Genomic DNA, 25,810 nt, shown 5'->3' on the forward strand with positions numbered 1-25,810 from the left:
ACCTCATTCAAAGGTTTTGATATACACATGGTTATCAAAACCTTTTTTGTTTTAAAGCTGTTTAACGAATATCTAATCAAATCGTATTATGGATGATAAAACAAAAACCGGTGGTGCTGATCGGACTAAAATCAACATCAACGAAAGTTATGAGGTAGATTATTGGGCTAACAAATTTGGCGTAAGCAAAGATAAATTAAAAGCTGCCGTGCAAACGGTAGGTACATCTGCTGCTGAAGTTGAAGAATTTTTAACAAAGTAATATCTGATTTATGGGTCTGGAAAAGTATGCTTCTAAACGAGATTTCTCTAAAACTTCTGAACCGAAAGCGGGACGGAGTAAGAGTAAAACCAAATTGATGTTCGTGATACAAAAACACGATGCATCTCGTTTACATTACGATTTTAGACTTGAAATGGAAGGGGTTTTAAAAAGTTGGGCTGTTCCAAAAGGTCCGTCTACAGATCCAAAAACAAAGCGACTGGCGATGATGGTAGAAGATCATCCTTTCGATTACCGCAATTTTGAAGGAATTATCCCGGAAGGTGAATATGGTGGAGGTACTGTCATTGTTTGGGATGAAGGAACTTATGAGCCAATCGAAACCATTAAAGGCAAAGCCGCTCAGGAAAAGCATTTGCTCAAACAGCTTAAAGAGGGTTCACTCAAAATTAAACTTCATGGTGAAAAACTTAACGGAGAATTTGCATTGGTAAAAACTCACGGAATGGGCGAGAATGGCTGGTTACTGATTAAACATAAAGATGATTTTGCGTCCGTGAAGGATATCACCAAAGAAGAGAAATCTGTTCTTTCGGGTAAAACCATTGCGGCAATGGCTAAAACCTCAGAGAAAGTGTGGGAAGATGGTAAAGCAAAAAAAATAAAGCCTGAAAAAAAAAGTCCGGTAAAAAGTAAAGAAAAGGAAGTGAGTGAAGTAGGTGAGGAAACTGAGGTTAATCCAAAGGCTATCCTCAAAAAAGCGCCAAAATCTACTATTCCTAAAAATATAAAGCCCATGCTCGCCACCTTAGTCGACGAGCCGTTTGACGATGATGAATGGCAATATGAAGTTAAATGGGATGGTTACCGGGCGTTGGCTTTCATCAATAAAAGCAAAATAGATCTCCTTTCACGAAACAATAAATCTTTTAATGAAAAATTCTATCCAATTTATGATCTTTTAAAAGAATGGAAAATAAATGCTGTACTCGATGGTGAAATTCTTGTTTTAAACGAAAAAGGTATTTCTAATTTCGGTGCTCTACAAAACTGGCGCAGCGAAGCAGATGGAGAACTGGTGTTTTATGTTTTTGATTTGCTTTGGTATGAAGGTAAAAATCTGATGAATCTTCCACTTGTGCAACGTCAGGCAATTTTGAACAGTGTTCTCCCTACTGATGATGATCGTATTCGCCTTGGCAAGGTATTTAAAGCTAGTGGCATTGATTTTTTTGCGGCTGCTGAAAAAATGGGGCTCGAAGGAATTATTGCTAAGAAAATAAACAGTACCTACGCTACAGATCGCCGATCGAAAGAATGGTTGAAAATTAAGGTTCACAAGCGGCAGGAAGTGGTCATTGCCGGTTATACCAAAAATGAAGATACGTCAAAATCGTTCAGCTCATTGTTATTGGGCGTGTACGAGAAAGGCAAACTACAATACGTTGGTAAAGTTGGAACAGGTTTTTCTGATAAGGTGCAAAAGGAAATGGTTAAACAATTTGAGCCTTTGGTGATTAACAAAAGCCCTTTCGATGAACTACCTGATGTTAACAAACCATCGCGGTTTAGGCCCAATCCGCCGAAGGCGAAAGCTACATGGCTAAAACCAGAATTGGTTTGTGAAGTGGCATTTACAGAGGTTACCGATGATGGTGTATTTCGTCATCCTTCATTTCAAGGAATGCGTGATGATAAAAAAGCCAAAGACGTCAAAAGAGAAAAAGAAGTTGCGACTGACACCGTCGTGGATAAAGTAACCAAAACTGAAGATCAACATAAAACTGCGATTAAACCACCTTCCGAAAAAGGAAAGAAAACATTATTAAACCCGAAAGATGAAACACAGGTTCGGAAAATAAAAGGACATGAGCTCAAGTTTACCAACCTGAGTAAGGTTTACTGGCCTGAAGATAAAGTTACCAAGCGTGATATGTTTAACTACTATTATCAGGTAGCCGAATATATTCTTCCTTATTTGAAAGACCGGCCGCAATCGCTAAACCGTTTTCCAGGGGGCATACATGGACCTAGTTTTTATCAAAAGGATGTGAAAGGAAAAGCACCAGATTGGGCGAAAACTTTTCCTTATGAAAATGGTGAAGGCGAAAAGAAGGAGTATCTGGTTGGTACCGACGAAGCTTCATTACTTTGGATGGCAAGTTTGGGTTGCATAGAAATGAATCCATGGTTTAGCAGGGTGCAAAGTCCTGACAATCCGGATTATTGTGTGATTGACCTGGATCCTGACAAACATACCTTTGATCAGGTTGTGGAAGCGGCACTGGAAACCAAAAAGGTGCTCGATGCCATTGATGTACCTAGTTTCTGTAAAACATCGGGTTCAACCGGAATGCATATTTACATTCCATTAAATGCAAAATACAGTTATGAACAAAGTCAGATGTTCGCCAAAATTGTAGTGAATCTGGTTCATGAGCAAATACCTGAATATACTTCGCTTGAAAGAATGATTTCTGCCAGAAAAGGTAAAATGTATCTTGATTTTTTACAAAACAGGCCGGGAGCAACCATTGCAGGGCCTTATTCCCTAAGGCCAAAAACGGGAGCAACAGTTTCCATGCCCCTACATTGGGATGAGGTGAAACCAGGGTTAAAAATGATAGATTTTAATATTTTTAATGCCATTGACCGATTGAAGGCTGAAGACGACATTTTTAAAGGTGTTTTAGGGAAAGGGATTGATTTGAAAAAAGCTATTAGCAAAGCTAAAAGTGTTTTTGGTTAAATGCGGATGAACTATTATGTCTTTCATTATCTTTGAAAAAAAAATAAAGATGATAGCCCACCACGTTTTATTCTGGCTAAAAGCCGATACCACTGACGAACAAAAAGCTGCTTTCCGTAAAAGCCTGCAAACACTTGAACAAATTGAAGTTGTTAAAAATTTTCATATCGGAATCCCAGCACCGATTGAAAGAGCAGTAGTTGATACCACTTATACGTTTAGCTTAATTTTGTTCTTTGAAGATTTAGCTGCACACGATGTATATCAGGTGCATCCACTACACAAGGCATTCCTTGATGAATTCAGGATTTACTTTGAGAAGGTGATTATTTACGATGCAAATTAAGAAAACAAACAAGGCCAGATGAATCTGGCCTTGTTTGTTTCTGGGCCTCTTTGATAAAAAAAGAAAGGACTCCCTTAAGATAAATCAGCTAATCTTAAATATTATTTGGAATTATTCTAAATAATATGATCTTTGTGAATATCATTGAGTGTGAATGTTAAAGAAAGATTTATGTGTAAAACAACTGTGCTGGCTCAAAATCAAAATATTACCATTGCGCAATGTAATAATTGCAAGGTCTTGAATATCTGGCGATCGGGTGTATTAATGAATTTCTCGTTTGAGCAGTTCGACGCCTTTTATTTGGCTACTAAAAAACTTCAATTCGACGATTATCTGGAAAACAGACCTGATGGAAAAGAAGTGGTAATCCTTTCTACACCATTTCCTGATATCAGTTTGGTTTTTACACGTGATGAATGGGCAGACTTTTTTATTATTATCGATGAAGCCTTGTATATGAAACGGGTATATGAACTTGTTCATTCATAAATTTAATATTTTGTAGTATCTGCACTACTCAAAAATTGGTAATCGGCTAATTTTAAAATCTGCCGCCAGTTTAACGTCGTAAATGATTGCAAATAACGTAATCATGAACAAGTTAAAACTTATTAAGAGAGCTGCTGTTGACAGTCGCCAACTTGACAATATTAAGATTGGAGACTTTATTGCAGATGAGTTTGGTAAATCAGGGAAAGTTTTGGGGATTGAAAAAATTTTCCGACAAAAGCAATCTTTCTATTATTTCTATTTAAATCAGAGCAAAACCATTATGTTTATTGTTTAGTTTTCTTAGGATTAGTGATAAGGATGTTTTTCGTACAGGAAAACATGATTTTTTAAAACCCTTTGGAATCAATTTCGTATATAAATGATACTAAGGGATCAATATGTCTGCCAACGGAGCTCATTTTTTTGCTAATTTGCCGGTAAACAAAATACCGCTGCACCAATTATTGATCAGCAAAGAACTTTTTCATGAGGTTCCCAGTGATTGGTATGTGATCATTACAGATATCAAAAATTCAACCAATGCGGTAAAATCAGGCCTTCATCAAAACGTAAATCTGATTGCCACCGGGAGTATCGTTACGGTGTTAAATATAGCTTTTAAGGCAAATTTATCTGTTCCTTTTTTCTTCGGCGGCGATGGTGCAACATTTATTGTACCACCTGTTATCGTAGATCAGGCAATGAAAGCATTGATGGTTTATCACAGGAACAGCTTACAAAATTTCAATCTCGATTTGCGGGCAGGAATTGTCTCTGTAAAAGAAATTTACGAAGGTAAGCATCACTTAAAAATTAGCCGCTTCAGTATCTCGAAGCAGTTTTCCATCCCCATAATTTTAGGAGATGGCCTGGATTATGCCGAAAAAATTATCAAAGGAGAAAATTATCTATTCTCCGATCATGATGAAGAGAATGAGGAATTGGATTTAACTGGCATGCAATGCCGTTGGGATAAAATTCAGCCGCCAGAAAACAGCGAAGAAGTAGTTACGTTGATCGCCATTGCACAAGATTGCAATAAACAGGCAGAAGTGTTTAGTAAGGTGATTGCACAATTAGATAAAATTTATGGTGCCCCTGAAAAACGTCAGCCAATATCAATTCCTAAACTAATCTTTAGAACAAGCTTCAATCATTTAGGTAGGGAGATGCGACACCGGCTGGGTAAAATTAAATGGCTGGAACTTATTAAAACCTGGTTCATTAATGCCTACGGCTATATTTATTTCAGAACCGAGAGTGGTAAAAAATACCTAAACCAGTTGGTAGAAATGTCTGATACATTAGTGATTGATGGGCGGATTAATACCGTAATTACCGGAACAGGTCATCAGCGATTACAACTTCAAAAAAGTTTAGATCAGATGGAACGTAATGACGAAATTTTATATGGCATTTATGTAAGTGGCGAATCAGTTATGTCATGTTATGTTCGTGATTTAGAAGATGATCACATTCATTTTGTTGATGGGGGCGAAGGTGGCTATACAGAAGCAGCAGCCGTTTTAAAAGAAAAAATCAGAACCAAAGTATCTGCCTCGCCATCGAATTCATAGTAATCAACTGTAAATCAAGAAATAAATCGTTTTGAAATTTATTTGAAATTCAGAGATTATTTATTGATTTCGTTATGCTAAAAATATATCTTTCGATTGGTTCCCTTCTTCGATATTTGCAGATTGTGGTTGAATAATTACAAACCGGATGATTGTATATTTCTGTTTTACCTCGCTCCGTAGCCGGTCAATGGCTGCTGTCAATTCTTCAGTATCTAAGTCAGATTGGAAGGTAATGATGAGAACCAGTATAACTTCCTTAGGTGATTGATAGGTTGATAAAATACTTTTAACCGTAATCACATCTTTGTCGGCTTCAATTAATTCCTTTAACTTCTGCTGAGTTTCTGGACTTAATCCTTCTCCCATCAGCAAACTTCTGCTTTCTCTCGCAAGAATAAACGATACAAAAATTAGTAATAAGCCAACCAGCACGGAAGCTAAACCATCCAAAAATGGCATGTTTAAGTTATGGCTTAAAACCATTAAAACAAAAACGATGATTAGGCCCATCACTGCAGCTCCGTCTTCAAAAAGAACTAAAAATCCTGATGGATCTTTACTTTTGATGATGGCTTTCCACCAAGGCAGTCCATTTCTTGTTTTATTAAATTCTTTAATGGCAACAATTAATGATGCACCTTCAAAAACAAAAGAGAGTGCCAGTACCACGTAGTTCCATCCGGGATTTACCAGCGTTTCCGGATGACGGATATGTTCAATTCCCTGCGTAATGGAAACCACACCGCCCAGGCCAAAAACCATAATCGAAACAATAAACGACCAGAAGTATAATTCTTTACCATAACCAAACGGACGGTATTTATCGGCTGGTTTTACACTTCGTTTTAACCCATATAAAAGTAAAAGCTGATTACTGGTATCCACTGTAGAATGTATCCCTTCAGCGATCATCGATGAGCTGTTGGTGAAAGCACCTGCAACAAATTTTGTAATTGCGATCAGTAAATTTGCAGCCAGTGCACTATAAATTGATTTATTGGCTCTTGCCATAGTTTAGTAACGTATTGAATGCTATCTAAACCATTTTATACTGCTTTGGTTTGAAAAGTGATGAATTGTAAATGTTAAAAGTAAACAGCGATTAAAAGGCAATCTATGTTTACGCTGATGTTATTGTAAAATGTTGTCAATTAGCTTAATTTCTTCATCGCTGAAATTTGTGTTGTCCAAAGCTTTTATTGAATCTGTAATCTGTTCAGGCTTACTGGCGCCAATAAGCACGGTCGTGATGCGTTTATCTTTTAGGATCCACGCCAATGCCATATGCGATAATTTTTGCCCACGCGATTTTGCAATCTCATTTAATTTCGAAATGACTTCAATTTTTTCTGGAGTGATGCTGCTTTCCTTCAAAAATACTCCACTGGTTGCAACTCTTGAGTCTGCCGGAATGCCACCTAAGTATTTATCAGTCAATAATCCTTGCGCAAGTGGAGAGAAGGGAATACAACCTACGCCATTCTTTTGCAAAACATCTAACAGGTCGTTTTCTACCCATCGCTCAAACATCGAATATTTAGGCTGATGAATTAAACAAGGTGTGCCATTTGCTTTTAAAATTTGAATGGCCTTTTCGGCTTCTTCTGCCTGATAGTTTGAAATACCAACATATAGGGCTTTTCCTTGTTGCACCAGTAAACTTAGTGCACCCATTGTTTCTTCTAATGGCGTTTCCGGATCAGGACGATGATGATAAAAAATATCAACGTAGTCGAGCTTCATTCGCTTTAAGCTTTGGTCGAGACTCGAAATCAAATATTTCTTCGAACCCCAGTCACCATAAGGACCATCCCACATGGTATAACCAGCCTTGCTCGAAATAATCATTTCGTCGCGATAGCCGCTAAAATCTTCACGTAAAATTTTACCAAACACTTCTTCGGCTGAGCCAGGCGGCGGACCATAATTGTTAGCGAGATCAAAATGAGTTATGCCATTGTTGAAAGCGGTATAAATGAGATTTCTGCTATTTTCAAACACATTAACATGCCCGAAATTATGCCATAATCCCAATGATATGGCAGGGAGTTTCAATCCACTGTTTCCGCAACGATTATACAACATATTGTCATAGCGGTTTTCTGATATATTTTTAGTCATCTTTATTTTATTAAAGGCAAATTAACAAGTTTTTTCTCCATTTGATTTTTTATTCTCCGGCAGAGAAAGGCACCATAAAAGTAGTGGCTTTCCGGTATGTTATCATCCCATCAGCAATAAATACTTCAGTAATTAACCGCAATTTAATTGTAAATCGTTTTATTTGTATTCAGAACTTTAAAAAAAGTCGGTGAATTGCCGGCACTCTAACCCAATATTAAAACGATGAAAATAAAATCTTTAGCAAGCCTCTGTGCCATTGCCACCATTGGAATGGTTTCCTGCCAGTCTGAAAATGGAAAATCGAAAACTGAAAGCAGTTCATCTGTTGATTCCGTTGCTAGTGTAAAATTGGTAGCCGATTCTTTTCAAAAAGAGATCGATGGTAAGAAAACGGGGCTCTATACATTAAAAAATAAACACAATGCCCAGGCGATTTTTACAAATTATGGTGGCAGGTTAATAAGCTTATTGGTTCCTGATAAAGATAAAAAACTGGTAGATGTGGTGGTAGGTTTTAAGAGTGCGGGCGACTACGAAAAGTCAACTGAACCTTATTTTGGTGCTACAATCGGCCGTTTTGGTAATCGAATTGCAAAGGGCAAATTTACACTTGAAGGAAAGCAATATCAGTTATTTACCAACAATGGCCAAAATACCTTACATGGTGGTAAAAAAGGTTTTCAATATGTAGTTTGGGATGCTAAACAAATAAATGAAAACACGATACAGTTCGACTATTTATCAAAAGATGGAGACGAGAATTTTCCTGGAAATTTAAAGGTTTCGGTTACTTACACCTTAACAGATGATAATGAACTGAAAATGGACTATCAGGCCACGACTGATAAAACAACTGTTTTAAATTTAACCAACCATGCCTTTTTTAATCTCAATGGAGAGGGCAGTGGCGATGTATTAAATCATTCAGTTAAAATATTTGCTGATGAATATACCCCGGTTGATTCTACATTAATTCCTACCGGTAAAATCGATAAAGTTAAAAATACACCTTTTGATTTCACTACTGCAAACACTATTGGTGCTCGAATCAATGATAAAAATGAGCAATTAACTTTCGGAAAAGGTTATGATCATAATTATGCATTAAATAAAACAAAAGGTATGGGCATGTATCAGGCAGCCAGTGTTAAGGGCGACAAAACCGGGATTACGATGGATGTTTACACACAAGAGCCTGGACTTCAGTTTTATAGCGGTAACTTCATGCAAAGTAAAAATACTTTCAAAGGTGGATCGAAAGATGATTTTAGAACGGCATTTTGTATGGAGACGCAACACTTTCCCGATTCGCCGAATCAACCAGCTTTTCCATCAACGGTGCTAAAGCCAGGGCAAGTTTATAAAACGAGTTCGATTTATAAATTTTCGAACTAATCTAATATTTTCAAAGTAAGATCAGGGTTGCATTTGCAACCCTGATTTTTTAAAGCAGATTCTTTAAAATAGGATCGTTATAATCTTCAATAAAAGCGATGATATTGTTGTAGGCAGAAAATTCATCGGCTGTGTGCATGGTAGTCAATACAATACATTTCATACCTGCATTTTGTGCCGCTTCAACACCCTTCGGCGCATCTTCGAAAACCACACATTCATCGAACTGAACACCTAAAATATTGGCTCCCTTGGTAAACGTTTCCGGATCTGGTTTGCTATTTTGAACATCCTCAGCGCTTACAATAGCCGAAAAGTAAGAGCGAACATTTAAGTTATCGAGCACAAAATTAATGTTGAAGGGAATGGCCGCAGAGCCTATCGCCATCAAAATACCCAATTCTTTTGCCTCGTTTAAAAAATCAGCTAATCCTGGAATCAGCGTTAAGTGTTTCTTGTAGGCCGATTGATAACGGTGTTCTTTTTCAATAGATATTTGATCAATTTGTTCTTGTGAGAAATGGCCAACCCCAAAAACACGTTCCAGCAGATCCTGATTTTTACCATACATTTCTTTCTTTACAGCCTCGAAACTAATACTTGCGCCCAAATCTTTAGTTAATATGGAATGCCATGCATGGTTGTGATATTCCATATCGTTAATCATCGTACCATTCAAATCGAAGAGAAATGCTTTAGGTTTTTTAGTCGTCATAGCCACAAAATTATCAGAATTTTTCAAGGTTAATGTTAAATAGTTTAATGATTAAAATCAATTTTAAAATATCAGAACGGTCTTCAGTTTACCGGGATTTTTAATCGTCCGAAAACTCATCATATTAGTCTTTTTTATTTGGAAAATTTGCTGACAAGTAATACATTGCATGTAGTTATTCCAGATATAAATTTTGTATTTATGAGTTCAGTAAAAGATGACGGTGAGCATCTTATTCAGTTTTTAAACGGCCTCCATCCACTATCTAAACAAATAATTACTTTAGCAAGAAAGGAAACTTATCAGGTTGTAGTAAAAAAGAATGAGGTAGTGAATTGTACTGATAATGAGGAAGAAGACTGCGTATTCATTATTTTGAAAGGTTTGTTCAGAGGCTTTATTGTTGATGAAGGAAAAGACATCACCACCCTAATTACTGATGAAAACCATATTGTGGGACATGTCCGTAATCCGAATACGCTCAAACCACTTTACCATGAAAAATTTCAGGCGCTTGAAGATTCGGAATTGCTTGTGTTGCGTTATTCATTTATCGATCATCTGTATGTTAAGTTTCCGGAGATGAATATCCTGGCCCGCAAACTATTGGCGCTTCACTTCAATTTATCACAAGAACGGGCAATTTTATCCAGAATCCCCTCGGCAGAGGCGAGATATAATCAATTCAGAGCGGGAAACCCAACGCTGAAGAACCGCATTCCCATCAAGTTTTTAGCTACCTATCTCGGGATGAGAATAGAAACCCTAAGCAGAATCAGAAAAAAAGAAAAATTAGGATCTGCGGCCTAATTGTTTTCACTTTGTGAGGAATCTTTTTTAAAATAAAAATAACACAGCGGAAAGAGGCATATCAAACCCAATAAAAACCCACCCAGCGTATCAGTAAACCAATGCGCACCCAAATAAATTCTTGAAGGTGCAATTGATATCATTAAAAAAGCAGATAAATAGGTAACGATGTTTCTGGTTATTTTTGGAATGGTTTCCAAACGATCCATTAAAATAATAAGGAAACCAAAAAAAAGTACGTAAGACAATACATGGCCGCTCGGATAGCTTTGAAACCGGTTAACCTCTACTAAACGGACATAAAAGGTTGTTGGACGCGGACGATTGATCATGTTTTTTATCCCCAAAATAATTAGACCGGAAAGCAGTATCGAGGCCATAAACAAGCCTTCGCGTTTGAATTTCTGCCAGTAAAAAATAGCCGCCACCACTAAGATAGAAAGCAATGACCAGGGTAGTTCCCCAAAAAAACTAATGGCAAGCATCAGCTTATCTAGCCAATCTGACTGATATTGTTGAACAAACAGAGAAGCTCTGATATCAAACTGTAGTATTGGATGACCAGCGATGAAAACGCTTAGTGAGGTAAAAGCGATGATCAGCAGCGTAAGTATGATAAGGAGGGTATTGCGTTTTATATGCATTGATGATAAAATGAATTTTTCAAAACTATCATTTTCTAAGCATTGCCCGCGATGATTTTTGCAAAATCTTAATTACCTAAATTTAATACGTTGGCGCCCAGGGGCTCTTCCTTTATCCGCTCTAATTTTTGTTGATGAACCACAATAGTGATTTCAACGGAACCCGTACCGACAGTTGCTGCCAATAGGTGGCCGCCATAAGCCTTAAAATTTTTACCTGTTACCGTTCCGTGTGTATGGAGAGAAACTTTTCCATTTTGCCAGGCAATTGAACCATTCATGCTGGCCAATTCTACACTATCGAATTCTTTGGGCTCGTATTCTTTTGTTTTAAAATTAAAAAAGCCAAACTTTGCATTTACAAAACCCATTCCGGAGTAGCTGGCACTTGGAATTTTTTCAATCATAGCAATGTTTTCCAACTGGGCCAATACATCATCACCCAGTCTCAGTACCATAAAAAAACCGGTAGGTGTTTTAATGTATCGTTTGGTCGTCTCGGCATTGGTACTTTGTGCTTTTGAACTAAAACTTAAAATTACTAGTGATAAAAGTGAAAAGTAAGCTATTTTTTTCATCTAAATAGATTGAAGTGTCTTTTGGTAACATCTCAAACAAGAGAAAGGTTTGATTGCGGTATTATCAGGAAAATTCATAAAGGAAAGTTCCTATTCCATCACGGAAAAAAGGCTTTATGTATAATCGGTTAGGAGAAATTAAATCGATTTACCATCTTCACATCAGATAATAAGGATATCTATGCTTTTATGGTTGGCAAATGGATTATTTGCCAACTAAAAAGGCTTTCTGTTCGAGTCGAAAATATTTAGATCATATTTCCAGTTTAACGCTCCAACCAAAATTGTCCTCCTTAAAGCGAGGAGGCAATCAGGTTGATTTCCCTTTAGTTATTAACCTTAATCAATTTGTCATTTTGATGATGCAACGAGGAGCAAACTGGCAGCAAAGAATATTTTGAATGCGGCTTAATCTGCAACAGTGATCGATTGTAAAATAGGATAGGGTAACAATACCTGGATATCTGGGAAAAAGCTGAATTATTTTACGACAATTTGTTTTGGATCAGTCACTATAATTTGGCGTTTGCCTTTAAATTCAGTCACCACACCAGTTACGCAAATGTTATTTCCCATATACATACTTGAAGGTTCAGCCGTGAATTTGGCCTGGTCTTCCTTATTGATTACAATGGTTAATAATTCTTTTGGATAGGCACCTCCAAGATTAATTAAACTCAATTTATCCAAAGCCTTGGTACTATAAACCGAATCGCAAACACTAATAGTTTTACCGATATACTGCGCTGCATCTTTTGCCAAGATAAGGGTTTGAGCTTTTACTATAATTGAGGCAAAGCTGAAAAATAGGATGAGAGATAATTTTTTCATAGTGATGAAAGATTTTTGCTTTACAAACGGATGAAATTTTGATTTAGCATCACAAAAGTAAAATGAATTTTACAGAAACAATGTATTATTGTAAATACCAAACCAACTTCTTTAATCTTTTTCTGTAAAACGATCTAACAAATTCATGGTTTTAACTGCTTCATTTCCGCTACATGGATTTTCGGATAAACCAAGAAAATAGGAGACAACCTTTTGGATCATCGGTTGTTCTACATGTGCTAAAGGTGCAAAATCGATAGTTTCTTCCTGGCCATCGGTAATGATTTTAATTTGATGCCCAAACATCGGGAAGCTGATTTTACCCTTCGATCCATATATTTCGCAGCTGTCTTTAGTTTCGCCTTCAGAAACGGTAAAGCACCAGGTTCCGTTAAAGATTACACCGGTATCAAATAGAATATGTCCGCTAACCAAATCATCAACGCCTTCTACTGTGGCCTGATTAAGCGATACTCCATGAGACTTTATCGGATTACCAAAAAAATAAAGCATTAAATCCAATTGATGCGGCGCTAAATCGTGAAATAAACCACCTCCGGCAATGCCTGGATCTAACCTCCAGTTGTGTTCTGATTTTGCAATTACATCAGCTTTTTTGCTTTGCAGCATTTTCAAATCCACAAACCGAATATCTCCAATCGCTTTCTCTTCCAGTAGTTTTTTTATTTTCAGAAAAAGTGGCTGTTCTCTGCGGTAATGTGCCACACATAATTTTACACCATATTGCTCAGCTGCGCCAGCCATTCTTTTAGCGGCATCGCTATTTAACGCCATGGGTTTTTCTACGTAAACCGGCTTACCTGCGGCCAGCGATTGTAACGTATATTCTTCATGTTGTAGGGGCGGTGTGGCAATGTAAATGGCATTTACCTCAGGATCATTAATCAATGCACTGGCATCATCGTACCACTTCGGCACATGGTGACGTTTGGCATAGTCTTCTGCCTTAACAGCATCTCTTCTCATCACCGCTACTAATGATGAGTTTGGAACTTTATTAAAAGCTGGGCCACTTTTAACTTCGGTCACATCGCCGCAACCAATAATTCCCCATTTAATTGTATTCATCAGCAATTATTTAAACCCGAAGTTAACAATAGCAACCCGTTATTGAATACGATCACCTATTTATTACATCAGAAAAAACAATTTCAAAAGTCACAGGGCAAAGACAATAAATAGTGAATGTCATGATAATGTATTATTTGTAATCATTATAAATAACGTTTGCTTCAGTGACATATCTTCTTGTATGTTTGCCGTTTATAATCATTCTAAATAATATGTTAAAAATTTACAAATTTTATCTTTCAACGTTTGCATTGCTATTCATGTGCCTTACAGCTCTTGCACAGGTTAATTTTGGTACAGTAAAAGGAACAATTAAAACATCTGATGGCGCTTCTGCTGAAGCCGTTGAGGTGACCATAAAAGGAATTGCAAATACTACGGCCGACAAGTCTGGTAATTATACACTTAAAAATGTTCCTGCAGGTACCTATACAGTTACAGCCAGATTAGTAGGCTTAGCGCCAGCATCAGGTCAGGTTACAGTAACTGCAGGATCTACCGCTATGTTAGACTTAGCCTTACAAGCATCTAACCAACAGCTAAAAGAAGTTGTGGTTAGTGGCGGAAAGAAAAATAAATATTTCGCAAAAGAGAGTCAGTTCGTTTCGAAAATGCCATTGAATAACTTAGAAAATCCACAGGTTTATTCGGTTATTGCAAAAGAATTATTAGCTGATCAATTGGTAACTAATTTTGATGATGCATTGAGAAATGCTCCTGGGATTGATAAGCTTTGGTCATCATCAGGTAGAGGCGGAGATGGTGCAGGCTATTTCTCGCTAAGAGGTTTCGCGGTTCAGCCAACTTTGGTAAATGGTTTACCAGGTTTAACGAATGGAAGCCTGGATGTTTCAAACGTGGAAAGAATTGAAGTTTTGAAAGGCCCGTCAGGTACTTTATACGGCAGCAGTTTAATTTCATACGGTGGTTTGATTAACACTGTTACCAAACAGCCTTTTGATAATAAAATGGTAGAGGTGAATTATACTGCCGGAAGTTACGGGTTAAACCGAATAACAGCTGATGTAAATACACCGCTAGATGCTGATCATAAGGTTTTGTTCAGAATGAATGCTGCTTACCACGATGAAAGTAGTTTTCAGGATGCAGGCTTCAGGAAATCAAGATTTTTTGCGCCATCCCTAGCTTACAAGGTGAATGAGAAATTATCGTTTTTGTTCAATGCCCAGTTTTTAATTTCTGATGGCACTAACCCAACTATGCTTTTCTTTAACAGAAGCTATCCGTTGAGAACAACTACATTAGATGGTTTAGGTTATGATAACAGAAAATCATACACCAGTAATGCACTTTCGATGAGTAATCCGGTTACTACGGTGCAGGCCCAAATGAATTATAAAATTTCTGATGAATGGAATTCACAAACCATTGTTTCCAGAGGTACCGCAAAATCAAAAGGCTATTACACCTATTTATTTGAAGGGGTAGCTTCGGTAAATAATGTTCCGGTATCTGGCAATGGTATCTTCTCGAGGTACATTACCAACCAGAATTCTACTACCGAAACAACAGATATTCAGCAGAACTTTACCGGCGATTTCAAAATTGGCAATATGCGCAATAGAATCGTTGCCGGCTTAGATTATTACCTGGCCACTTCGATCAACAATAGTTCGAATTATGCGCTTTTCGGATCGGTTAATCCTTTGGTTCCGGCAGCTGAAAATTTAACCAGCCAGGCTGCAGATAATGCCATCGCCACAGCAGGCTATGGTGGTAATACCAGATCAACGCAGTCGATATACAGTGCTTATGTGTCTGATGTTTTTAATATTACACCAGCTCTATCTGCCATGGCAAGTTTACGTATCGATCATTTTAGAAATGCAGGTTTAAGTGTTGTAGCAGCAAACAGATACGGACAAACCGCATTGTCGCCAAAATTCGGATTGGTTTATCAGGTGATTCAAGATCAGTTATCGGTGTTTGGTAACTACATGAATGGTTTCAAAAATGTTGCGCCAATTAATCAGTTAGTTGGTGGTGCCAATGTGATTACCACTTTCGATCCTGAACATGCCAACCAATTAGAAGCTGGTATTAAATCAGATTTGTTTGACGGAAAGTTATCAGGATCATTAAGTTATTATGATATTAAGGTTTCGAACATCGTATTGAGCACCGGCTTAAACCAATATACTCAGGGTGGTGATCAGTATAGCAAAGGTTTCGAAGCGCAGATTATTGCGAATCCATTCGATGGATTTAATATCATCGCCGGTTATTCTAAAAATAAAAGTAAGCTGACCAATGCAGGTGCGAATGTGCAAGGTAGAAGACCAGTTGCCGCTGGTCCTGAAGATTTGGTAAACTTGTGGTTAAGCTACAAAATTAGCCATGGTGCTGCTAAAGGTTTAGGATTTGGCTTTGGTGGAAACTATGCTGGCGAAAACAGTATCGTAAATGACGCAACTGTAGGTGTGTTCACATTACCATCTTACACCATTTTAAATGCTTCGGCATCATACGCAACAGGAGCTTTTACTTTTGGTTTGAAACTGGATAATTTAACCGATAAAGAATATTATAAAGGTTGGACCACACTTGAACCAATGCGTCCGAGAACATTTTCTGGAAGTATCGGTTATCGATTCTAACCGAAAAAAATGATAAGATGCTACATGAGAAATCATGTGGCATTTTTTTATTATGTAAATGTGGAATAATGTTTGTTTACTGAAAGGTCGATTTGGCTAATTGCAAAACAATCAGCTCTTTAAAACGTTATTAAATTAAAAAATTCTTCCGTAGGGATGGAGTTAAACTAAAAAGTTATGAGAAACAGTTTTGTGGAAATGGTGGAAGAAACTGCCCGAATACAGTTTAGATTTTTTGAAATTGAAGAAAAAATTTCCCGAATGAGACAGTGGGTAGATGAATCAAATGCACCAATTGCGCTGAAGCATTCGGTGCTTGATGGAATAAGGAAATTAGAAAAGCGTTTAATAGCAGAGGCGCATCTGAATACGATTGATACGCTGAATTAGAAATTAATGATTGAAAGTTGTGCCTTGGTTTATCCGGGGCTTTTTTTTTACTGAGAATTTTAAAAGGTTATAAACTGTTGTGATGCATAATGTTCACTGTTCGTGTGAGGCTACCCGGGGCTCGATAAATTTTCATGATTCCGTAACACTTAAATATAGCTATTAGAAAATAATTCATTGGATAGATATCTTAAAATCAACATTTCCAGCTTGTTTGTGTCAGCCATGTGATAATGGCAAATGAACAGTTTTATAGTCCTAAAGTTCAGGAGCGTTAGGTATGCTTAATCCGCGAACTATAAAAGGTACTCCAGTAGGAGATCATCATTAGCATATAGCAAATACTGTTTCTCTAATATTTGAGACTTATAACTCACCTTTTTTATTTCTCGAAACCGTAACGGAAGATTTTCAATGAATACGCTTATCTCACCGCATCACACGAATAATAAGCTTTCCCTTACAAATATCAATCAGTAAGAAATAAAAAAAATATAAATCTGATCTTTAATGAAGACAAGACGCTTATGAAAAAACTCAAATATCATTCTCTCTTTTTTTTGCTGTTTTTAACCGTCACGGTTTCTGCACAAACCACCCGAAAAATTGTAAAGGATTTTGATGGCGATCTCAAAAAAGATAGTGTTTGGATAGATGATGATAAGAAAGTTTTGATTTTGTGGTTATCTAGTCAGCAGTACCGAAAGGTTGAAAGCAAACCAATACACTATCTGAATTTCGGGAATACGTTAGTGGTTACGAAAAGTGGATTTGAATTTTGGAATAATTACGATCGTTCAGGTTTTATCAGTGTGTTCAAATACAGCAAAGCAGCTAAACAAATGCAATTGGTGCAAATGCGAAGAACGGACGATAAACTTGGCAGAGACAACCCAAATGAAGGACTTTTTGAGTCCAGTATCAATTTAATAACAAATCAATATTTGGGTGTGATTAAAAGAGAAGTGAAAGGCAAGACAGTAAAAACATTTATTAATTCCGAGATTATTTATCCAAAAACCTTTTTAGAAACGTTTGGCGATGCGATCAATTTCGATTACCAGAAAAAATGCATCGCGAAATATGAAAAGTTCCATGCAAATAAATAGAATTAAAAGAGTACTAAGCTGCTTAAACTTAATATATCAATCTCAAATACTTAAAATCTAAAAATCATGAAAACAATAAACACCATTCTTTTTTCGCTGGCAACTGTAGTTGCACTAACGGCTTGCAATAATGATGAAAAAGCTTCGCAAGATATTACAAGTAAGACAAGCTCCAAAGTAGAGGTAAATAAAGTAGATATAGATAAAGCGATGAAAGGTGTGCCAACCTTTTCCAGTCCCGAAATCCAAAAAGAAGCGCAAGAATGGTTCTCTTATTTTAGCGAGGGAATGAAAGAAGCGAAGCAAAAAGCAAAATTAGCCGATGGAGATCAGGCTAAAATGAGACAGATAGGCAAAGAAATGGGTGAAAAATTTGCGCCCTGGAAAGAAAAAATAGTAGCATTGAAAGCGAAAATGACCGCTGAGGATAAAGTAAAGTTTGAGCAGTATGGAAATAAAATTGCCCAAGACATCGTTGCCCAGGCACATCAGTAGTAGAGGTTAATTTACTTGTATTTGCTACAAACAGAAAAGCCTTTTCGCTGAAGAGGCTTTTTTAGCATTGTTAGTGAAACAGCTTTTAAACAAAAAAGCCCCACATTTCTGTGAGGCTTTCTGTGATCCCGCTGGGATTCGAACCCAGGACCACTACATTAAAAGTGTAATGCTCTACCAGCTGAGCTACGGAATCATTTTTCCTTGTTGTTTAAGGAGGTGCAAATATAGAGATAATAATTAATCGTGCAAATGTTTTTTTAAAATTATTTAAGGGGTATTTATCCGTGTTAAAAAAATGTTAAGTCAAGTGCTTGATTTATAATTTTGTATCCGCTCTGTGCACCGTTAATTTTTTTTAAAAAAAAATATTACTTAGGTATAAAATTTAAAAACGACTGAAATTGTGCCTTGTGTTTGTTTTTATCCAGCTTAAAATAGAAAGCACCACGCCTCGAACTCGATTTATCTTTCTCCGTCTGTTTTATTAAAAGCCCACTTGCCGTAATTTTTCTGATGAAGTTTCGGTTATCAATAGGAGAATCGTACACCTGCTCATACAAAGCTTGTAATTGCGGGATGGTGAACTTTTTCGGTAACAGCTCGAACAGGATAGGATGGAGGGCTGCCTGATAGCGGATTTTATCCATCGCAGCTTTAACCATTTCGTTATGGTCAAAAATCAGCTCGGGTACCTCTTTAAGCTTAAACCATTCTGCATGGTATTGATCGTTAATTTGTTGGCTGTACTTATTGATATCGATTAAGGCGAAATACACCACAGAAATGGTACGTTCAATAGGGTCACGGTTTGGACTGCCGTAAGAATGAAGCTGCTCCAGGTAAACATCATGCAAGCCGGTGAGTTCTAAAAGAATTCTTTTCGCCGCACCATCCAGGTCTTCGTTTTCACCAATAAAACCACCCATCAAACTCCATTGGTCTTTTACGGGTTCAATGGCTCTTTTGATTACTAAAAGTTTAAGCTGATCGCCATCGTAACCAAAAATAATGCAATCAACAGCTACCAGTACGGGTTTTTGATTTAAATACTTTGCCATTTTAAAAAAGAGAGTTTAATTTTTCATCATGATAATCAGCGATGAAAGCCAAAACATTACTGTATTCATCAAATTCTTCAACCTTGTGAGTGGTGGTTAAAACGATACATTTCATTCCTGCATTTAATGCAGATTCCACACCTTTCGGCGCATCTTCGAAAACCAGGCAGTCATCAGGTTTAATGCCCAGCGCTTCGGCCGCTTTTAAAAAGGTTTCAGGATCTGGCTTACTCGTCAGTACATCATCGGCGCTTACAATCGCGGCTAAATAATTCCTGATATTTAATCCATCTACCACAAAATCTATATTAAAAGGAATTGCTGCAGAACCAATTGCCATAGCGATGTTATCTTCTTTTGCCCGTTCAAGAAAGTTAGCAAGCCCATCAATTAAAGCCAAATGTGGGAAATAACCTTCCTGATAACGTTTTTCCTTGTCAAAAGATAATTTTTCTACTTCTGCCACACTGAATTTATTTTTGCCAAATACCCGTTCCAGAACTTCATGGTTTTTACCATACATTTCCTTTTTAACGGTTTCGTAGGCTAAGTTGGCACCTAAGTCATCATTCATAATTGAATGCCAGGCCAGGGTATGATATTTCATATCATCGATCATGGTTCCGTTCAAATCAAAAATAATGGCTTTGGGTTTGAAATTCAAATCTTCCATAGGTTGCTAAATTATGTGATTTTTTCTGATGTAGGTAAATCCGCTCAATATTAACCGAAATAAAATGATAATCGTTATGATAACGGTAATTTATTTTTCATACTTTAGCATTCAACCAGAAATAAATCTATATGAAACGAATATTTTTAAAAGGCTTTCCAATTGCCGCAATCTGCTTATCGGCAACGTTATTTGCTTGTAATTCAAAAAGTGATCAGGCCACTGAAACCAAAGTTGAAAATGACTCATTAAAATATACCACCACTATTGATGGAAAAAGTGTGAAGCTGTTTACCTTGAAAAATAAATCAGGTGCATCAGTTTCAATTACCAATTATGGAGGAAGAGTGGTTTCTCTACTTGTTCCGGATAAGGATCATAAATGGGTTGATGTGGTGTTAGGGTATGATAGTATTGCTTCTTACCGTAAAAAAGGTGAACCATTTTTCGGTGCTTTAATTGGTCGTTATGGCAATAGGATAGGGAAGGGTAAGTTTACGTTGGATGGTAAGGCCTATCAGCTACAGTTGAATGATGGTTTGAATACTTTACATGGTGGAACAGATGGTTTCTTTTCGAAAGTATGGGAAGCCAAACAAGTTGACGCTCAAAAGCTGGAACTAAGTTACGTATCAAATGATGGAGAAGCCGGCTATCCTGGCAAGCTGGATGTGAAAGTAACCTATACTTTAACAGATGATAATGCTTTAAAAATTGATTATTCAGCTACTACTGATAAAACTACAATAGTTAATTTAACCAATCATGCTTATTTTAACCTAAATGGCGAGGGAAATAAAACCATATTGGATCATGAATTAACGATTGCTGCTGATTCCATTACGCCTGTAAATGCTACCTTAATTCCGACAGGGAAGTTGCAGGCTGTAGCCGGAACTTCATTTGATTTTAATAAAACAAAAACCATTGGTGAAGCCATTGATGCAAAAGAGGAACAACTTAAATTTGGTAAAGGTTACGATCATAATTTCGCTTTAAAGAAACATGATGATCAAACACCTGTGGCTACCGTAAAAAGTACCGTAACAGGAATTGTGATGGAAGTGTATACTACTGAACCAGGTTTACAGTTTTATAGTGGGAACTTTTTAACTGGACAAGATCAGGATGGTAAAGGTGGCAAGTCTTATCCTCACCGTTCTGCTTTTTGTTTAGAAACGCAACATTTCCCTGATGCACCAAATCATACGAATTTTGCATCAACAATACTGAAGCCGGGCGAAACGTATAAAACCAGCACGACATATAAGTTTAAATAACCCCCCAACCCCCTAAAGGGGGAGTTTAAAGGCAAGATGGCTGTTCCTAAACGGGTCACCATTCGTTCCAAATTGAAACAAACAAAAAAGCAAGACTGCTGGTCTTGCTTTTTTGTTTTTCTAATATCATATTGCTCCTTGCAAAGTCCCCTTTAGGGGATTTAGGGGTTCTATGGCGTTTTCGGCTCTGCAAAATCAACTTTTTATCGCTTTAAGCAATCTCCATTCTGTTGAAAATGCTATCTGCGCTTTGCAAAGTCCCCTTTAGGGGATTTAGGGGTTCTTTGGAATTTTCGGCTCTGCGAAATCAATTTTTCATCGATTGAAGCAATCTCATTTTGTTGCAGATGCTATCTGCTCCATGGAAAGTCCCCTTTAGGGGATTTAGGGGTTCTATGGCTCCAACAAACGATCAGGGAATTGCGTTACCTTCTCAATGGTTAATTGCTGCATGATCTGGTATAAATGAGTTTTAAACATGTTAATGGTATGATCTCCTCCTTCGTTGCCTAAAGCGCCAACGCCATACATAAAAGGTCGGCCCATAAAGTTGAACTCAGAGCCAACAGCGTGTGCTCTTGCCAAATCAACACCCGAACGAATACCACCATCCAACATAATCTTCAATTTCGATTTGTATAACGGATTGTTAGCCAACTTAATGAGTGAATTAATGGAGGATTCGCCTGCATCAATTTGTCTGCCACCATGATTGGAAACAATTACGCCATCAGCACCAATTTGAATGGCCGCCTGCATATCTTCATCAGTTGCGATTCCTTTTAATACCAAAGGCCCTTTCCACAGATCTCGAATGGCTGAAACCTTTTCAATATCAACCTTTCCAGTGAAAGTTTTGTTCATGAACTGTCCCAATTGCGACATATCCATTCCTTTTTCCATGTAAGGTTTTAATGTAGCGAACGATGGAATGCCGTGTTGCAAGGTTTTAATTCCCCACAAGGGACGTGCAAAAGCCTGCAAAATATTATTGATTGACATTTTAGGTGGAATCGACAATCCGCTTTTAATTTCTTTGTAACGTAAACCGAATGCAGGTACATCTACCAGGACAACTAATACCGGACATTCGACAGCTTTCAAGCGATTTAAAATATCATCTCGTAAACTATTTTCTGTTGGATGGTATAACTGAAACCAGGCTTTTCCATCAGATACCTCGGCAATGCGTTCGATACTGCTGGTAGATACGGTACTTAATGTATAAGGAATATCTGCTTTAGCGGCAGCTCTTGCTAAAATTTCAGGAGCATTTGGCCACATCAAACCTTGCAAACCGATTGGCGATATGCCAAATGGTGCGCTGTAACGACGGCCAAATAATTCAACAGACATGTCGATATCTCCACCAACACGTAAGTAGTTTGGTTTAAGGTAGATATTGTCGAAATCGTTTTCATTTCGGGCTAAATTAAGTCCCTCATTACAACCACCCTCTAAATAGTCAAACGCAAATTTCGGAATTCTTGATTTCGCTTTTTTTCTTAAGTCGGCTACGGATGGGTATTGTGGATGGTATGGGAATGCAATCTTTTTACTCATATGTAAATATTATATTGGTCAGATCTTTATTTTGGAAGCGAAAACTAACATTTAAATTTAGATTATCCGTCCTGTTCTATCTGCTATGTTTTGATCTTAAGATAAGGTAGCCAATTACTCGATCGTCAGCAATGAGCTTGAACTCGCTACAGAATGGTTATTACAGTTTATAAAAAGTCTTGGCATTATCGCCGAAAATTAATTTTCTTTCAGTTTCACTAAACCTTTCTGCGTATTTCCAAACAAGATTAAACCAATCTTGATAGGGGCGACTGATTAACATCACCGGCCAATCGCTTCCGTACATGATCCGTTCGCAACCAAAGTTTTCGAATATGACATCAAAACAGTTAAAAATTTCAATCTCTTTCCAGTTTTTCCAGTCCGCTTCGGCCAATAATCCAGAAACCTTGCAAAGCACATTTGGATTTTGAGCAAGGATTTTAATATTCGCCGTCCAGCTTTTTAAGTCTTGTGATTTTACATCAGGTTTACCACAATGATCCAAAACCAAAGGTTGATCAGTGATCTGGTCAACCATCTTAATGATGCTGTCTAACTGGTTGTGGTAGCAAAGTAAATCGTAAGTGTAACCGACATCTTTTAGTTGTTTTACGCCGGCAATAAAATCTTGATCCAGAATAAATTCAGCTGTTTCAGCCTGGAGTACGTGGCGAAAACCTTTAATTTTTTTGAAATTGTTCCAGTAGTTTAATCTTCCCTGTAAGTTTGGATTTTTGAGATCTATCCAGCCAACAATTCCCTTAATCATTTCATTCTGCTCCGCTAGCGTGAGTAGAAATTCGTTTTCTTCTTCTGATTGATTGGCCTGAACTGCCACACATCCTGAGATTTGAAGATCATTGTAGGTTCGAATCAGATTTTTTGGAGAGAAATCTTTTTGTATGGCATTCATTTCATCGGTAATCCAGCTATCTCTAACCGGATCAAAATTCCAGAAATGTACGTGAGCATCAATCATAAAAATAGTTTATAGTTTAAAAATTTGATCCATTAAACGCCATTTTTCTCCAGGTTTGGCGTTGGGTAAAGCTTTTTGGTAGTTCCACATCAATGTTTCCCATTCCTGAACTTTTGGATTTTCAAGATCGGCTTTTGCCTTATTCTCAAATGAGAAGGTATCATTTGTCTCCATGATCATAAACAATCTGGTTCCAGAAAGGTAAATTTCCATGTCACTTATCCCAGAAGATTTGATACTTTCTACAATTTCAGGCCAAATGGCTTCGTGATACTGCTTATATGCAGCAATAAGTTCGTCATCTTCGATCAAATCGAGCGTAAAGCAGTATCTTTTCATATTAATTTTCGCTGTAAGCTTTCACAACTTGTTTACTGCTTCCTAACCCATCGATACCTAATTCAACTACATCGCCGGCTTTTAGGTACCATGGTTCTGGTTTTTGTCCTAAACCTACACCAGCTGGGGTTCCGGTGGTAATTACATCACCAGGTAATAAAGTCATAAACTGGCTGATGTAAGAAATCATGAAAGGAACGTTGAATATTAAGTTCGAGGTGTTTCCATCTTGTAAAGTTTTACCGTTAACGGTTAACCAAAGGCGAAGGTTGTGTACATCAGAAATTTCATCTTGTGTGGCGATAAATGGTCCGATAGGGGCAAATGTGTCGCAGCTTTTTCCTTTAACCCATTGGCCGTTTCTTTCCAGTTGAAACTCACGCTCGCTGTAATCGTTATGCAAAACATAACCAGCAATATGATTCAAAGCATTTTCTTCAGAAACGTAACTTGCTTTTTTACCGATTACAATGGCTAATTCTACTTCCCAATCCGTTTTTTTGCTGTTTTTTGGGATAATTAAATAATCATTCGGACCAACAATAGCCGATGTAGCCTTGAAAAACAAAATTGGTTCAGCAGGAATTGGTGCATTGGTTTCTGCAGCGTGATCTTTATAATTTAATCCTACGCAAATAATTTTTGAAGGACGAGCTAGTGCAGCACCTAAACGAACATTTTGATCAACCTCTGGTAAGTCAGCGGAGTCAATATCTTTTTTTAGTTTTTCCAAACCATCACCACCGAAAAAGGCTTCATTGTAATCTGTTACTAATGATGAAACATCGAAATATTTTCCATCTACAATAATTCCTGGTTTTTCAGCTCCTGGTTCGCCAAATCGTATTAATTTCATTTTTATATGTATTTATAAAGTTGTATTAGTTGTTTAAAGTAGTAAAACCGCCATCAATAGGATAATCGCATCCCGTAATAAAAGATGCTTCATCACTGCAAAGGTACAACGCCAGTGCGCCAACCTCTTCAGGTTTGGCCATCCTGCCGATAGGTTGCGTTTTCGATAATTTTTCGAACATTTCATCGATGTTATCAGGATAATTTTTTTGCAAAAATCCATCTACAAAAGGCGTATGCACACGAGCCGGCGAAATAGAATTACACCTGATGTTTTCGCCAATATAGTCTTTTGCAACACTCATGGTCATGGCTTTCACAGCGCCTTTAGCCGTACTGTATGCAAAACGATCGGGCAAACCAATTAAAGCTGCAATGGAAGCCATATTGATGATGACACCTCCACCGGCCATTTTAAGCTTTGGAATGGCAGCATATAAACAATTGTAAACACCTTTAACATTGACACGCATCACGCGATCAAAATCAGATTCTTCCGTTGTATCTGCTTTACCGATGTGCGCAATGCCGGCATTGTTAACCAAAATATTAATTTGCCCAATCTGATTGAATACATCTTTAACTGCTTCATGATCAGAAACATCACATGCATAACTAAAGGCCTTTCCGCCAGTGTTTTCAATTTCAGCTAAAGCCGTTTCGGCTTGTTCTTTTCCTAGTTCAATAATATGAACTTCGGCACCTTGCCGGGCTAAAATTGTTGCTATAGCTTTGCCAATTCCGCTACCGCCTCCGGTAACAACAGCTCGTTTATTTTGTAATGAAAACATATATTTTTATTCGGTTGAAATTATTGATCATTTGGTTAAAAGATTGATGATTTTAAAACATCATCTATGTCT

The 25,810-nt window shown here is 37.4% G+C and carries 27 protein-coding genes and 1 tRNA gene; 13 read left to right on the plus strand and 15 right to left on the minus strand.

The window, feature by feature from the left end; translation table 11 throughout:
- Positions 1–88 precede the first annotated feature (88 nt).
- The 6 genes from EA772_RS16535 (at position 89) to EA772_RS16560 (ending at position 5,390) form a co-directional block, all read left to right on the plus strand.
- A complete protein-coding gene (locus EA772_RS16535; protein WP_010602552.1) occupies positions 89–262 on the plus strand; it encodes a DUF3606 domain-containing protein in 174 nt (57 codons plus the stop codon).
- Positions 263–272: 10 nt separating this feature from the next.
- Positions 273–2,972, plus strand: a complete 2,700-nt coding sequence (ligD, locus tag EA772_RS16540; RefSeq protein WP_124914177.1) for a DNA ligase D — start codon at positions 273–275, stop codon at positions 2,970–2,972.
- Between the two features lie 49 nt (positions 2,973–3,021).
- Complete coding sequence (locus EA772_RS16545) at positions 3,022–3,318, plus strand: Dabb family protein (RefSeq protein WP_010602555.1); 297 nt, start codon at positions 3,022–3,024, stop codon at positions 3,316–3,318.
- A gap of 171 nt (positions 3,319–3,489) precedes the next feature.
- Entirely contained in the window at positions 3,490–3,810 is a 321-nt protein-coding gene (locus EA772_RS16550) for a hypothetical protein (protein WP_124914178.1), read from the plus strand.
- A 103-nt stretch (positions 3,811–3,913) separates the two neighbouring features.
- Positions 3,914–4,108, plus strand: a complete 195-nt coding sequence (locus EA772_RS16555; protein WP_124914179.1) for a hypothetical protein — start codon at positions 3,914–3,916, stop codon at positions 4,106–4,108.
- A gap of 103 nt (positions 4,109–4,211) precedes the next feature.
- The gene (locus tag EA772_RS16560) at positions 4,212–5,390 is read left to right on the plus strand and encodes a DUF3095 family protein (RefSeq protein ID WP_124914180.1); all 1,179 of its coding nucleotides are present in this window, start codon (positions 4,212–4,214) and stop codon (positions 5,388–5,390) included.
- 72 nt (positions 5,391–5,462) lie between these two features.
- Here the strand turns inward: EA772_RS16560 and EA772_RS16565 are convergent, their stop codons facing one another.
- Both EA772_RS16565 and mgrA read right to left on the minus strand, forming a co-directional pair.
- On the minus strand, positions 5,463–6,404 hold the full coding sequence (locus EA772_RS16565) for a cation diffusion facilitator family transporter (protein ID WP_124914181.1): 942 nt from the start codon (positions 6,402–6,404) through the stop codon (positions 5,463–5,465).
- Positions 6,405–6,524: 120 nt separating this feature from the next.
- A complete protein-coding gene (gene mgrA, locus EA772_RS16570; protein ID WP_124914182.1) occupies positions 6,525–7,514 on the minus strand; it encodes an L-glyceraldehyde 3-phosphate reductase in 990 nt (329 codons plus the stop codon).
- 225 nt (positions 7,515–7,739) lie between these two features.
- Here mgrA and EA772_RS16575 point away from each other — a divergent pair, with 225 nt between their 5' ends.
- Positions 7,740–8,912, plus strand: a complete 1,173-nt coding sequence (locus EA772_RS16575; RefSeq protein ID WP_246833973.1) for an aldose epimerase family protein — start codon at positions 7,740–7,742, stop codon at positions 8,910–8,912.
- A 49-nt stretch (positions 8,913–8,961) separates the two neighbouring features.
- Here EA772_RS16575 and EA772_RS16580 read toward each other — a convergent pair whose 3' ends face one another.
- The gene (locus EA772_RS16580; protein ID WP_168187647.1) at positions 8,962–9,627 is read right to left on the minus strand and encodes an HAD family phosphatase; all 666 of its coding nucleotides are present in this window, start codon (positions 9,625–9,627) and stop codon (positions 8,962–8,964) included.
- 201 nt (positions 9,628–9,828) lie between these two features.
- Here EA772_RS16580 and EA772_RS16585 point away from each other — a divergent pair, with 201 nt between their 5' ends.
- Positions 9,829–10,437 (plus strand): Crp/Fnr family transcriptional regulator, encoded by a 609-nt coding sequence (locus EA772_RS16585; protein WP_124914184.1) that lies wholly within the window; start codon positions 9,829–9,831, stop codon positions 10,435–10,437.
- Here EA772_RS16585 and EA772_RS16590 read toward each other — a convergent pair.
- From EA772_RS16590 to EA772_RS16605, 4 genes are all read right to left on the minus strand, one after another.
- Complete coding sequence (locus tag EA772_RS16590; protein ID WP_124914185.1) at positions 10,434–11,081, minus strand: phosphatase PAP2 family protein; 648 nt, start codon at positions 11,079–11,081, stop codon at positions 10,434–10,436. The genes EA772_RS16585 and EA772_RS16590 overlap by 4 nt on opposite strands.
- A 68-nt stretch (positions 11,082–11,149) precedes the next feature.
- Positions 11,150–11,659, minus strand: coding sequence for a PPC domain-containing DNA-binding protein (locus EA772_RS16595; protein WP_124914186.1), 510 nt, complete (start codon positions 11,657–11,659; stop codon positions 11,150–11,152).
- A gap of 480 nt (positions 11,660–12,139) precedes the next feature.
- Entirely contained in the window at positions 12,140–12,490 is a 351-nt protein-coding gene (locus tag EA772_RS16600) for a hypothetical protein (protein WP_124914187.1), read from the minus strand.
- A gap of 111 nt (positions 12,491–12,601) precedes the next feature.
- Positions 12,602–13,579 (minus strand): Gfo/Idh/MocA family protein, encoded by a 978-nt coding sequence (locus EA772_RS16605; protein WP_124914188.1) that lies wholly within the window; start codon positions 13,577–13,579, stop codon positions 12,602–12,604.
- A 215-nt stretch (positions 13,580–13,794) separates the two neighbouring features.
- Between EA772_RS16605 and EA772_RS16610 the strand changes: the two genes are divergently transcribed.
- The 4 genes from EA772_RS16610 to EA772_RS16625 all read left to right on the plus strand — a co-directional run bounded on the left by EA772_RS16610 (position 13,795) and on the right by EA772_RS16625 (position 18,194).
- Positions 13,795–16,200, plus strand: coding sequence for a TonB-dependent receptor (locus EA772_RS16610; protein WP_124914189.1), 2,406 nt, complete (start codon positions 13,795–13,797; stop codon positions 16,198–16,200).
- Between the two features lie 177 nt (positions 16,201–16,377).
- Positions 16,378–16,590: a hypothetical protein gene (locus tag EA772_RS16615; protein ID WP_124914190.1), complete on the plus strand. Its 213-nt coding sequence runs from the start codon at positions 16,378–16,380 to the stop codon at positions 16,588–16,590.
- A 527-nt stretch (positions 16,591–17,117) separates the two neighbouring features.
- Positions 17,118–17,699, plus strand: coding sequence for a hypothetical protein (locus EA772_RS16620; protein ID WP_124914191.1), 582 nt, complete (start codon positions 17,118–17,120; stop codon positions 17,697–17,699).
- Positions 17,700–17,765: 66 nt separating this feature from the next.
- Positions 17,766–18,194, plus strand: coding sequence for a hypothetical protein (locus tag EA772_RS16625; protein WP_124914192.1), 429 nt, complete (start codon positions 17,766–17,768; stop codon positions 18,192–18,194).
- Between the two features lie 123 nt (positions 18,195–18,317).
- On the opposite strand, the gene EA772_RS16630 is transcribed toward EA772_RS16625, so the two are convergent.
- The 3 genes from EA772_RS16630 to EA772_RS16640 all read right to left on the minus strand — a co-directional run bounded on the left by EA772_RS16630 (position 18,318) and on the right by EA772_RS16640 (position 19,928).
- Positions 18,318–18,390, minus strand: a tRNA-Lys gene (locus tag EA772_RS16630).
- 175 nt (positions 18,391–18,565) lie between these two features.
- Entirely contained in the window at positions 18,566–19,255 is a 690-nt protein-coding gene (locus EA772_RS16635; RefSeq protein WP_116168390.1) for an NUDIX domain-containing protein, read from the minus strand.
- Between the two features lies 1 nt (position 19,256).
- Positions 19,257–19,928, minus strand: coding sequence for an HAD family phosphatase (locus EA772_RS16640; protein WP_124914193.1), 672 nt, complete (start codon positions 19,926–19,928; stop codon positions 19,257–19,259).
- A 131-nt stretch (positions 19,929–20,059) separates the two neighbouring features.
- Between EA772_RS16640 and EA772_RS16645 the strand changes: the two genes are divergently transcribed.
- The gene (locus EA772_RS16645; RefSeq protein ID WP_124914194.1) at positions 20,060–21,208 is read left to right on the plus strand and encodes an aldose epimerase family protein; all 1,149 of its coding nucleotides are present in this window, start codon (positions 20,060–20,062) and stop codon (positions 21,206–21,208) included.
- A gap of 393 nt (positions 21,209–21,601) precedes the next feature.
- Here EA772_RS16645 and EA772_RS16650 read toward each other — a convergent pair whose 3' ends face one another.
- The 5 genes from EA772_RS16650 to EA772_RS16670 all read right to left on the minus strand — a co-directional run bounded on the left by EA772_RS16650 (position 21,602) and on the right by EA772_RS16670 (position 25,738).
- Complete coding sequence (locus EA772_RS16650; RefSeq protein ID WP_124914195.1) at positions 21,602–22,771, minus strand: alpha-hydroxy acid oxidase; 1,170 nt, start codon at positions 22,769–22,771, stop codon at positions 21,602–21,604.
- A gap of 160 nt (positions 22,772–22,931) precedes the next feature.
- Positions 22,932–23,753, minus strand: a complete 822-nt coding sequence (locus tag EA772_RS16655; RefSeq protein WP_124914196.1) for an amidohydrolase — start codon at positions 23,751–23,753, stop codon at positions 22,932–22,934.
- Positions 23,754–23,762: 9 nt separating this feature from the next.
- Positions 23,763–24,092, minus strand: a complete 330-nt coding sequence (locus EA772_RS16660) for an L-rhamnose mutarotase (protein ID WP_124914197.1) — start codon at positions 24,090–24,092, stop codon at positions 23,763–23,765.
- Position 24,093: 1 nt separating this feature from the next.
- Positions 24,094–24,948: a fumarylacetoacetate hydrolase family protein gene (locus tag EA772_RS16665; RefSeq protein WP_124914198.1), complete on the minus strand. Its 855-nt coding sequence runs from the start codon at positions 24,946–24,948 to the stop codon at positions 24,094–24,096.
- Between the two features lie 25 nt (positions 24,949–24,973).
- The gene (locus tag EA772_RS16670) at positions 24,974–25,738 is read right to left on the minus strand and encodes an SDR family NAD(P)-dependent oxidoreductase (RefSeq protein ID WP_116168383.1); all 765 of its coding nucleotides are present in this window, start codon (positions 25,736–25,738) and stop codon (positions 24,974–24,976) included.
- Positions 25,739–25,810 lie beyond the last annotated feature (72 nt).

Source organism: Pedobacter sp. G11, from assembly GCF_003860265.1.
Classification (GTDB): Bacteria; Bacteroidota; Bacteroidia; order Sphingobacteriales; family Sphingobacteriaceae; genus Pedobacter; species Pedobacter agri.